The sequence below is a fragment of the Ruegeria sp. D3 genome (assembly GCF_056534465.1).
The window spans coordinates 80,488-90,856 of the sequence record NZ_JBQFPK010000010.1; the positions used below are offsets into that span (position 1 = coordinate 80,488).

Sequence of the window (10,369 nt, forward strand, 5' to 3'; positions counted from 1 at the left end):
TTATCCCTTCACGGAACCGGCGGTCAGGCCGCGGATGAAATACTTACCGGCAACGACATAGACGAGCAGCGTCGGCAGCCCCGCGATGATCGCGGCGGCCATGTCGACGTTGTATTCTTTGACGCCGGTGGTGGAGTTTACGATGTTATTCAGTGCCACGGTCACGGGTTGCGTGCCCGCCTGGCTGAACGACACGCCAAACAGGAAATCGTTCCAAATCTGCGTGAACTGCCAGATCACGGTCACAACGATGATCGGCAGCGACAGCGGCAGGAAGATCGACCAGAAAATCCGCAGGAACCCGGCCCCATCGACGCGCGCGGCCTTGGTCAGCTCGGACGGGATGGTGACATAGTAGTTGCGGAAAAACAGCGTGGTGAAACCCAGCCCGTAGATCACATGGACAAAGATCAGGCCCGGGATGGTGCCGGCGATCCCCATCATGCCCAACAGGCGCGCCATCGGCAGCAAAACCACCTGAAACGGAATAAAGCAGCCAAACAGCATCAGCGAAAAGATGATGTTCGCGCCTTTGAACCGCCATTGCGCCACGACATAGCCGTTCAACGCGCCGAGCAGGGTCGAGATCGCCACCGCAGGCACCGCGATGAGGACCGAGTTCCAGAAATAGGGGCGCAGGCCTTCGCACTGAATGCCGGTACAGGCACCGGACCAAGCTGTCTTCCAGGCGTCGAAGCTGACCTCACGCGGCAAGGAAATCAGGCTGCCAGTGCGGATTTCCTCAAGGCTTTTCAGCGATGTGGTCAACATCACGAACAGCGGCATCAGGTAATACAGCGCAAACAGGCCCAGCAGCACGTACAGCAACCAACGCAGGGCAATCTTGCCGACGGCACTTTGGCTACGGGGTTCGGTTTGGGATTGGGGCATCGACAGATCAGTCATTTTTCGCCCTCAGCTCTGAGTAAAGATAGGGAACGACGATGGCAAAGACGACCAGCATCATGATCATCGCGGATGATGCCGCCTGACCAATATCGCCGCGCGAAAACGCCATGGCGTACATGTAGGTCGCTGGCAGATCGGTTGCGTAACCGGGACCGCCACCCGTGAGGGCGATGACAAGGTCAAAGCTCTTGATCGCAAGGTGGGCCAGCACGATGAAGGCCGACAGGAAGATCGGAGCCATCGACGGGATGATGATCGCCGTGTAGATGCGCCATGTTGGGATACCATCGACTTGGGCTGCCTTGATGATCTCACCATCGACCGAGCGCAGGCCAGCGAGAAACAGCGCCATGACGAAGCCCGAGCTTTGCCAGATCGCGGCCATCACGATGGTGTAGATGGCGTAGTCCGGGTTCACCAGCCAGTCGAACTCGAAATTCGTGAAACCCCAACCCTGCACCATGGATTCGATCCCCAGACCGGGGTTCAAGATCCACTTCCACGCGGTGCCGGTCACGATCATCGACAGCGCCATCGGGTACAGATAGATCGTTCGGATGGCCCCTTCGACCCGGATCTTTTGATCCAGCAGAATAGCCAGAAGCAGGCCAAGCACCATCGCAATGATGATGAAAAGCGCGCCAAAGATATACAAGTTGTTGATCGCCGTATCCCAGCGGGGCGAGTCAAACAGGCGTTCATACTGGATGAATCCCTTGATCTCGTATTTCGGCAACAGTTTCGATCGTGTCAGTGACACCCAGGCCGTCCATCCGATAAAGCCGTAGACAAAGATCAATACGGCAATGAACGACGGTGCCAGCACCACCTTGGGCAGGTGGTTTTCCAGCCATTCGGACATGATTTCCTCCGGGGAAAGATGCTCTGCCCCGTCAGTATAGGGGGCAGAGCGATTTGGATCAGTAGCTGTTAGCCACTGCTGCCGCCAATTGCTGAACCGCGTCAGCCGACGACATATCCGAGTTGAAATGCGCGGTCACAACATCCGTGATCGCACCAGACTGCGACCCGCGCAGCGCCATGCCGTGGGCATAAGACGGCAGCAGCGAGCCTGCGTCCGAGGTCGAACCCATATCTTCGGCCGACAAGTTGGCGCAGATGTCAAAGTCATCCAGTGCCACGTCGGTCCGTGCCGGGATCGAGCCTTTGTTCAGGTTGAACACTTTCTGGAAGTTCGGTGCGACGATCAGCTTGGCCAGCAGGTCCTGACCGGCTTTCTTGTCATCTCCGTCCACATCGAACATTGCAAAGCTGTCGACATTGTACAGATAGCCGTCACCGGGGGTCGAGGCGCACAGGAAATCCTCGCCGGGTTTTTTGCCCGCCGCCAGGAACTCGCCCTTGGCCCAATCACCCATGATCTGGAACGCCGCCTCACCGTTCATGACCATCGCGGTGGCCAGGTTCCAGTCGCGGCCCGAGAAGTTCTCGTCCACGTAGCCGCGCATTGTGCGCATCTGGTCGAACACCTGCACCATCGTGTCCGAGGTCAGCGCCTCAGGGTCCAGATCAACCAGCGCTTTCTGGAAGAACTCGGGACCGCCAATGCCCAGTACCACGGTTTCAAAAACGGTCGCGTCCTGCCATGCCTGACCACCATGGGCCAGCGGGATCACACCTGCGGCTTGCAGCTTATCCGCGGCAGCGTTGAATTCGTCCCACGTGGTCGGCATCTCGATGCCATTTGCGGCCAGAACGTCGGCGTTGGCCCAGATCCAGTCAACGCGGTGTACGTTCACAGGCGCGGCGCACCACGTGCCCTCGCATTTCATATGGCCCGCGATCGAGGCGGGCAGAACGTCGGCCCAGCCTTCGGCCTCGGCCACGGATGAGATATCGGCCAGCACGCCTTCTTCATACCATTCCTGAATGGCCGGGCCTTTCAACTGAACGGCGGTCGGCGCGTTGCCCGACAGAACGCGGGCGCGCAACGCGGTCATCGCGGCATCACCGCCACCACCGGCCACGGGCATATCGGTCCAGCTGCCACCATTGGCCGCGAATTCCTCTTGCAGGACGGCAACCGACTTGGCCTCGCCCCCCGATGTCCACCAATGCAGAACTTCTGCCTGGGGGCCCGCCAACACCGACGATCCGGCCACAACAGCCAGCGTCGATACGGTGGCAAATGCAAAACGTTTCATTTCTTGTCTCCTCCCTAGAGAACGAAGTGACTGCCGCAGCAGCGATGTCGGCCATACTGGGGCGCACGGGCCGTCTGGCAACTTGGAATCCGCACCAAACCGGTGCATCAGCCCAATTTTTCATCGCTTCTGTTACCGCGTGTTACGTTGACATTGAATCTGTTTCCGTTCGTTACAATTGACGATATCGGAGGAACAGTGACTGGGAGGACAAACCGCGTGAGTATCCCGCGACTTTTGGTGGTGGATGACGACCCCGAGATGCGGGCGATGATGACCCAGTTCCTGCAACAGAACGGGTTCATCGCCCTGCCCGCCAGTTCTGAAAATGAAATCCGCAGCCACCTGAACACCGGCCGCATCGACCTGATCCTGCTGGACGTGATGCTGGGCGATGAAAACGGCGTCGAGATCTGCGCCCGCCTGCGCGCCGAACAGGATGTGCCGATCATTCTGGTCTCGGCCCTCTCAGCCGACCATCAGCGCATGGCGGGGTATGAAGTCGGGGCCGATGACTATATCGCCAAACCCTTCAACCCTCAGCTTCTGCTGGCCCGCGTGCGGGCGGTGATGCAACGGGCGCGGCGGTCATCGTCACTGGCCTACCGCCGCCGCATCCACAGCTTCCGCTTTGACGGCTGGCTCTATGATGGCAAACGCGATGAGGTGCATTCGCCCGAGGGCTATTTGGTGGCGCTGTCACAACGTGAGACGGCGTTGCTCAAGGTTTTGCTGGCCAATCCGCATATCCCCCTGACAAGGGATGAGATCGTCGCCGCGCTGGATGTCACCGGCGGCACCGAGAAACCCGAGGCGCAGGGCCGCGCCATCGACATGCTGGTCGGGCGGTTGCGGTCAAAGATCGAAGTCAACCCGAAGGACCCGCAGATGCTGCGCACCGAACGCGGCGTCGGGTATGTTTTTGCCGCCGACGTGTCGGTGCAAGAGGAATGACGCTGCGCCTACGCAATTTAGGCTGGTTTTGGGTGATCTCAGCCTTCGCAACAGGGCTGGTATCGGCCAGCCTGTGGTTTGCTTCGGCCCGCGCCTGGAATCAGTTCCTGACGCAATCCTTCGTCGCGGGGTTTACGGTTTACGAAGACCTGCGCACCGGAATGGCCCCAGCAGCCCCGCTGTCCATTACGCCCTTGTCACCGGCGGATGCCGTCCTGGCCGATAAGGGAGAGTTCCAGCAATTGCCTGGGTCTTCGGGCCGTCGGTTCCTGACCAACCTTTCGATCCTGACCGACAGTTCAGCGCCGCTCAACGGGCGTGAATTGACGCTGGCGATCCTGTCCGATCGTCTAGTCTATCCGGTGTCAGATATCGTCTCGCGTAGCGATCAGACAGGGCCCGAGAAGATGGGTAACCTAACACGATTGCTGGCCACCTATTGCAGCGAGCCGATCCTGATCGCGCAGTTTGGACGTGGGCCATGGTACCGCGTGGACGGAACCGGTATCTGGGGGTGCGGCGCGGCCCCGACCGATCTACGCCTGCCTGCGATATTGCTGGGAATCGTAGCGCTGGCGGTGATCCTGACCTCGGTCGGTAATGTGTCTGACACGTTCACCCGGTTTGCCCATGCCCTGCGCGACCGTCGTAGGCGCGGAGGACCCGATAGTTACGACGCAGATGGCCCGACCGAGCTGCGGGACATCGTGTCTGCCGTAAACGCCCATCTCGATGCCGAGCGCGCTCAGTTGGAACAACGTGCCACTGTCCTTTCGGGCGTCAGCCATGATCTGGGAACCCCTGCAACCCGAGTCCGATTGCGCGCTGCGCTCATCGCGGATGACGAACTGCGTGAAAAGCTCGAAGCGGATGTGGATCAGATGACAGGCATGATCGAAAGTGTCCTGACATACACGCGCTCCGAACTGAGTGTCGAAGAGCCTCGTCAGATTTCACTGACATCCCTGGTCGAGTCGGTTGTCGACGACTACCAGGATATGGATCGCCCCGTGACCTTGCAGAACATTGATCCTGTTGCGGTTGAAGGTGCGCCATCCGTTTTCATGTCCCGGCGCGGGCACGGCACCTTGCAGGAAGCGCGGCGCATGCTGGTCACCGCTAGACCGATTTCGCTGAAACGGGCCTTGACCAACCTAATCGACAACGCGCTGAAATACGGCCGCCATGCCGAGGTCCAGCTTGAAACCGACGCGCATTCTGCCACGATCACGGTCGAGGACAAGGGTACCGATCTGTCGGTTCAGGATATCGAAGCTCTGATGGCCCCTTTCCAGCGTGGAACCAATACAGGGTCGTCAGACGGGTTCGGCCTGGGTCTGACCATTGCCGCGACGGTCGCGGAACAGCACGGCGGCGCGCTGCGGTTCGAGGCCGGAGATCAGGGGTTGCGCGCCCGATTGACGATTACACGGCACTGATCTGTCAGGCCATGTAACTTCGGACCAAGGCGCTTGCGATCAACGACCATCCGTCCGCAATTACAAAAAACGCCAGCTTGAACGGAAGTGATACCGTGGCCGGCGGTACCATCATCATACCCATCGACATCAGCACCGCCGCAACGACAAGGTCGATGATCAGGAACGGCAGAAAGATGAGGAAGCCGATCTGAAAAGCGCGCGCGATCTCGGACAGCATGAAAGATGGCATCAGGATCGACAGCGGAGCATCCGGTGACACATCGACTGTAATGCCTTCTGGTCGAAGCGCAGCCATTGCGTGAAAAGTATCGGGGTCCAGCCTTACGGCCATGAAGGCGCGAAATGGCTGCAACGCCCGTTCCAAAGCGGGCTCAACCTCCATCGTTTCATTGACCATGGGGCGGATGCCAGTGGTCCAGGCTTCGGTAAAGACGGGCTCCATTATGAAATAGGTCAGAAATAAAGCCAGGCTGACGATCAGCATGTTGGGGGGCGATTGTTGCAACCCGATCCCTTGCCGCAGAATTGCCAGTACCGTGATCAGAAACGGGAAGCAGGTGATCATGATCGCCAATCCGGGTGCCAGGCTGAGAACGGTGATCAACAGGATCAACTGGACCGTCCGAGCCGAAATCGAGCCCCCATCCTCCAGCGACAAAGATAGCTCCTGCGCCATGGCAAAGGACGGAGTCATCCCTATCAGCGCAACGATAAGCCACGGCAATACGCGCATCAGCCGATCCCGTTTTGCAGGTCAGCAATCTCGGTCAGGCGTACAGCCAGTTGGCCCGGCTGATCCCCTTCCAACTCTTCCAGAAGACCCCGTGCAACAAGCTGGTCGCCGACATAGAGGTCGACCGGGTCCTCGATACGTTTATCCAGCGTCAGCACCGCATTCTCACCCATGTTCAACAGGTCGCGGATCAAAGGTCGGGCGCGCCCCACGGATACGGTGACTTCGATCGGAACAGACTCGAACGGATTGACTTTCTCTGGTTTTGGGGTTTGGGGATCACTCATTGCTCATTGCCTCTTTTGCCTCAAATACATACGCGTCGAACGCCCCGGCGACCGATGCCAACAGCCCATCAGTATCAACTTCACGCTGGGCCACGCCGACCTGCAGCCTTGCCTGTCCGGCTTCGAGCGAGGGATCTTCGATCACCTTCGCCGCCGTTGGCAGGCTGGGTGGGATCAACTTCTGAACCTCAACCGCGCGCCCCTTGGGAACAAACACTTGCATCGGTTGTCCGATCTGTTCCTGTGCCATCTCGCTGAGCTGTTCGACCAACCGCGCGGCGAACCCGCGATCTAGCGTGTCGGGCAGAACCGCGTTCACAAGGCTGTTGAACATGGGCTCCAGTGACAAAGTCATACGCGTCACGGCTTCATGGTAGGTGAAGGACATGTCCTCCAACGACTTGGCCAACTCGGCTGAGACTTGCTTACGGCTTTGCTCCTGCGCTTGCAGAGCGTCTTCCCAACCTGCGCTGTAGCCTTGTTCGAATGAGGCCAACCGCTGTTCTTCAAGCGCGTCTTCATCCAACAGGTGGAGCTTTCCTCCACCGGTTTGCAGAGTGAAATCTTCAAGAAGATGGGCTATCGACATCAAGCACGCTCCTCGCTTTCTTCAAGCCAGCTGCGCAGGATTTCCACGGTCTCTTCCTGCTTGTCGCCGATCATCGTTCGCAACCGGTCCACAGGATCGGCGCCGGACGCGTTGGCAAGGGTCGGAACATCACCTGCCGGAGCTTGTCCAGGCAGCGACTGGTATTGGCCAACTTCATCGGTCGCGATCTCTCCGGTCAGGTACGCTTCGGGTTCTGTCGCGGAACCTGCCGGCAACAAGGCAGGCACGGCGGCCGGTTTCATCAAAATGGGTCGAATGACAAACAGGGCAAGGATCAGCGAAACCGCTGCCAGAATGGTCATCTGGATCAACGACATCGCATCAAGATGGATACTCCCCCAAATCGAGGACGAAGCCGCGGTTCCCTGCGGTTCAACCACGGGCAAATTCATGGACTTCAGTGTTATGACATCACCACGCTCGGCATCGAATCCAACAGCCGAAGCGACAAGCTCTTTCAGTGCTTCCATCTCGACTTCCGGCATCGGCACAAAGCCCTCGACGCCATTTGCGCTTGACGATGTCGTACCGTTTACCAGAACAGCAACCGTCAAACGTTTGATGGCTCCTGGCGCGTTGTGGACCTCCAGCTCGGTTTCCGAAACCTCATAATTCACCCGCTCGCGCGTTTGGGTCGCGTTCGAATTCGATTCATCGCCACCGGCCCCGTCCCCATCCGGCAAGTTCGATGCAACGGTCACATCTGCAGATTGGTTACGGGCACTATCCGATCGTTCTTCGACATCGGTACTGATTGCGACACGGCCATTAGGGTCAAATCGACGCTCACGGATCGACTCGGTTTTGGTGACGGTGTCCACGCTGACTTCGACCACTGCGTTGCCGGTCCCCACGCGGGCTTCAACCAGGCGCAGAACACGCTCGCGCAGCTGTTGGGCTTTGTCGTCGGCCGTATCGCCCGCCACAGGATTGTCTTGCGCACCAATGACCGCACCATTCGAGTCGATCACGGCGACGTTTTCCGGCGCCAAGCCACTGACAGCGGACGACACAAGAAAGCGGATTGCCTTGGCCTGATCCGAAGTAATGTCGGCCCCTGAGGATACCAGATAGACCGATGCCGTCGGAGCAACGCTGCGTTGGAACGGATTCGAGGATCCGTTCGCGATATGAACCCGTGCCTGACTGATGTGCGGACTACCGACAATGGTACGTGCCAGTTCCCCCTCTTTCGCGCGCCAATACGCAGCGTCGAACATCTGGGACGTCGTGCCAAAGCCGCTCAGCGAGTCCAGCAGCTCGTATCCCCTGTTTCCATTCGCAGGTAGCCCTTCACCGGCCAGGGTCATGCGCAGTTCATCACGCTGCGAACCCGGTACATAGATCGAGCCGCCGCGAATCTCATACGGCACCCCACGCTGGTCCAGCGACCGCACGATATCGCCAGCTGCGCCACTTTCCAGCCCCGCATAAAGCAAGGTCATCGACGGCGCGCCTACCAGTCGCGACATCGTTAGAACCCCAAGAAACACCAGCACTACTGCACCGGCAACGATGATTTGTTTACGCCTGTCCAAACTTGCCCAGACAGTTCCGATCTGCTGCACGCTCACCTCCGACTCGCCGGCATTCTGCCCGGCACATCCCTTGTTTGAACGATTGCCCTTAACAATCGGTTAGTCCCTGCCGGGTTATGACAGTTGCGGAACGGATGAATGAGGACGCCATGACCGACGCGACTGCAGAACAGGCAGAAGAGACTGAAAAATCAGGGAAAAGTGGGGTAATTATCGGTGCGATTCTAGCCGTGGCCGGAGCAACTGGCGGATACTACATGACCATGTCGGGAATGTTGCCCTTTGGCCCGAAACCAACCGCTGACGCACCTATGAAAGAAGGTACGGAAAAACCTCTCAAGGCCCTGCCCGACGTGGTTTTTGTCGATCTGCCGCCGGTCATCGTTTCGATCAAGTCGGGCGATTCGCGGCACCTGAAGTTTCATGCGCAGCTTGAGGTGAACCCAGAACAACTGAGCGACGTTGAAAAAATGAAGCCGCGAATCATGGACGTCCTGAATGGATATTTGCGTGCCGTTCAAGTTGGGGATCTGGAAGATTCCCTGGCGCTGATGCGCATACGCGGCCATCTGCTGCGTCGAATCGCGATCGTCGTCGGAGAAGACCGCGTGCGCGATGTTCTCGTGATGGAATTCGTACTGAACTAGGAGGCGAAATTGGAATTGATCGCAGATATTTTTCTGGTTGCCGGCGCTCTTGGTGCAGGCCTGTATTGTTTTGTTCTATCGCGCCGCCTCAGGCGTTTCACGGATCTTGAAAAAGGCGTTGGCGGAGCGGTGGCCGTTTTGTCTTCGCAGGCAGACGAACTTAAGAAATCACTGGATTCGGCCCGTGCGACGTCAGATCAGGCTGGTGATGAACTCAAGTCGCTAACTCTCAGAGCGGAATCTGTGGCCCAGCAGCTAGAGTTGATGATGGCGTCGATGCACGACGTCATTCCAGAAAAAGACGAGGTCGAAGAAACAGTTTCAGCAGGGGAGACCGAAACCGCTTTTTTACCGAAGGACGAGGTTTCGACAGAACCCGAATCCACGACCGAGCTGACAGAAAAGCCCGAGCCCAAACGCGCGATGGGTCTCATGTTTATGCGACATACGCGTAAAATCGGTGAGGGAACGACATGACTCGCAAGGCTTCCAACCGGCCCAAAGGCGGCGTTCTTACAGTGATCTCGTTGTTGATGGTTGGCTCTGCAGCAATACGCGTTGGGCTTGAAGCCGGACCTGCTTTGGCCAAGGCCGCTGAGCCGTCGGTCACTGCCGCGAAACCGATAATGGACGACCATCCCAAAACCCGAGAATTGCTGACTGCTTTGTTGCGCCGCGAACAAGCATTGAGAGAGCGTGAGGCGGCGATTTTGGAAAAGGAAAGAGCCCTCGATATCGCTGATCAGGCGATCGAGGCGCGCCTTGTTGCATTGCAGGACGCTGAAACGAGCCTTCGGGAAACGTTGTCCTATGCCCAAAAAGCAGCAGAGACCGATCTGACGCGGCTGACCGATGTGTACCAAAGCATGAAACCGAAAGACGCCGCAGCCTTGTTTGAGACAATGGATCCGGGTTTCGCAGCAGGTTTTTTGTCGCGCATGCCGCCGGACGCAGCTGCCGGCGTCCTTGCCGGGCTCAGCCCCGAGGCGGCCTATACGATCAGCGTCATCATGGCGGGGCGAAATGCTGCCGCCCCTCAGGAATAAACTCTATGTCCTTTAATCCCGCATTTGACTTCGTCGGA

General features: G+C 58.3%; 12 protein-coding genes. 5 read left to right on the plus strand and 7 right to left on the minus strand.

What is annotated here, in order from left to right; translation table 11 throughout:
- The 3 genes from ACR0DX_RS15415 to ACR0DX_RS15425 are packed head-to-tail and all read right to left on the minus strand — an operon-like array spanning position 1 to position 3,074.
- A complete protein-coding gene (locus ACR0DX_RS15415; protein WP_170355927.1) occupies positions 1–906 on the minus strand; it encodes a carbohydrate ABC transporter permease in 906 nt (301 codons plus the stop codon).
- The gene (locus ACR0DX_RS15420; RefSeq protein ID WP_170355925.1) at positions 899–1,771 is read right to left on the minus strand and encodes a carbohydrate ABC transporter permease; all 873 of its coding nucleotides are present in this window, start codon (positions 1,769–1,771) and stop codon (positions 899–901) included. The genes ACR0DX_RS15415 and ACR0DX_RS15420 overlap by 8 nt, the downstream gene beginning before the upstream one ends.
- Before the next feature lie 58 nt (positions 1,772–1,829).
- Entirely contained in the window at positions 1,830–3,074 is a 1,245-nt protein-coding gene (locus ACR0DX_RS15425) for an ABC transporter substrate-binding protein (RefSeq protein WP_170355923.1), read from the minus strand.
- 219 nt (positions 3,075–3,293) lie between these two features.
- Between ACR0DX_RS15425 and ACR0DX_RS15430 the strand changes: the two genes are divergently transcribed.
- Positions 3,294–4,028, plus strand: a complete 735-nt coding sequence (locus tag ACR0DX_RS15430; protein WP_170355922.1) for a response regulator transcription factor — start codon at positions 3,294–3,296, stop codon at positions 4,026–4,028.
- Positions 4,025–5,467 (plus strand): ATP-binding protein, encoded by a 1,443-nt coding sequence (locus ACR0DX_RS15435; RefSeq protein WP_170355920.1) that lies wholly within the window; start codon positions 4,025–4,027, stop codon positions 5,465–5,467. Before ACR0DX_RS15430 ends, ACR0DX_RS15435 begins: the two co-directional genes overlap by 4 nt.
- 4 nt (positions 5,468–5,471) lie before the next feature.
- On the opposite strand, the gene fliP is transcribed toward ACR0DX_RS15435, so the two are convergent.
- Genes fliP through fliF form a run of 4 tightly spaced genes read right to left on the minus strand, consistent with a single transcriptional unit; the run spans position 5,472 to position 8,668 of the window.
- Complete coding sequence (fliP, locus tag ACR0DX_RS15440; protein WP_170724683.1) at positions 5,472–6,203, minus strand: flagellar type III secretion system pore protein FliP; 732 nt, start codon at positions 6,201–6,203, stop codon at positions 5,472–5,474.
- Complete coding sequence (locus ACR0DX_RS15445; RefSeq protein WP_170724681.1) at positions 6,203–6,490, minus strand: FliM/FliN family flagellar motor C-terminal domain-containing protein; 288 nt, start codon at positions 6,488–6,490, stop codon at positions 6,203–6,205. The genes fliP and ACR0DX_RS15445 overlap by 1 nt, the downstream gene beginning before the upstream one ends.
- On the minus strand, positions 6,483–7,079 hold the full coding sequence (locus ACR0DX_RS15450) for an ABC transporter ATP-binding protein (protein WP_170724680.1): 597 nt from the start codon (positions 7,077–7,079) through the stop codon (positions 6,483–6,485). Before ACR0DX_RS15450 ends, ACR0DX_RS15445 begins: the two co-directional genes overlap by 8 nt.
- Positions 7,079–8,668 carry a flagellar basal-body MS-ring/collar protein FliF gene (gene fliF / locus ACR0DX_RS15455; protein ID WP_170724678.1) on the minus strand — a complete coding sequence of 530 codons (1,590 nt, stop codon included), beginning with the start codon at positions 8,666–8,668 and terminating at the stop codon, positions 7,079–7,081. The genes ACR0DX_RS15450 and fliF overlap by 1 nt, the downstream gene beginning before the upstream one ends.
- Before the next feature lie 119 nt (positions 8,669–8,787).
- Between fliF and ACR0DX_RS15460 the strand changes: the two genes are divergently transcribed.
- Genes ACR0DX_RS15460 through ACR0DX_RS15470 form a run of 3 tightly spaced genes read left to right on the plus strand, consistent with a single transcriptional unit; the run spans position 8,788 to position 10,331 of the window.
- Entirely contained in the window at positions 8,788–9,285 is a 498-nt protein-coding gene (locus ACR0DX_RS15460) for a flagellar basal body-associated FliL family protein (protein ID WP_480846632.1), read from the plus strand.
- Positions 9,286–9,294: 9 nt separating this feature from the next.
- Complete coding sequence (locus ACR0DX_RS15465) at positions 9,295–9,762, plus strand: hypothetical protein (protein WP_170355908.1); 468 nt, start codon at positions 9,295–9,297, stop codon at positions 9,760–9,762.
- The gene (locus tag ACR0DX_RS15470; RefSeq protein ID WP_480846634.1) at positions 9,759–10,331 is read left to right on the plus strand and encodes a MotE family protein; all 573 of its coding nucleotides are present in this window, start codon (positions 9,759–9,761) and stop codon (positions 10,329–10,331) included. The genes ACR0DX_RS15465 and ACR0DX_RS15470 overlap by 4 nt, the downstream gene beginning before the upstream one ends.
- Positions 10,332–10,369: the final 38 nt, after the last annotated feature.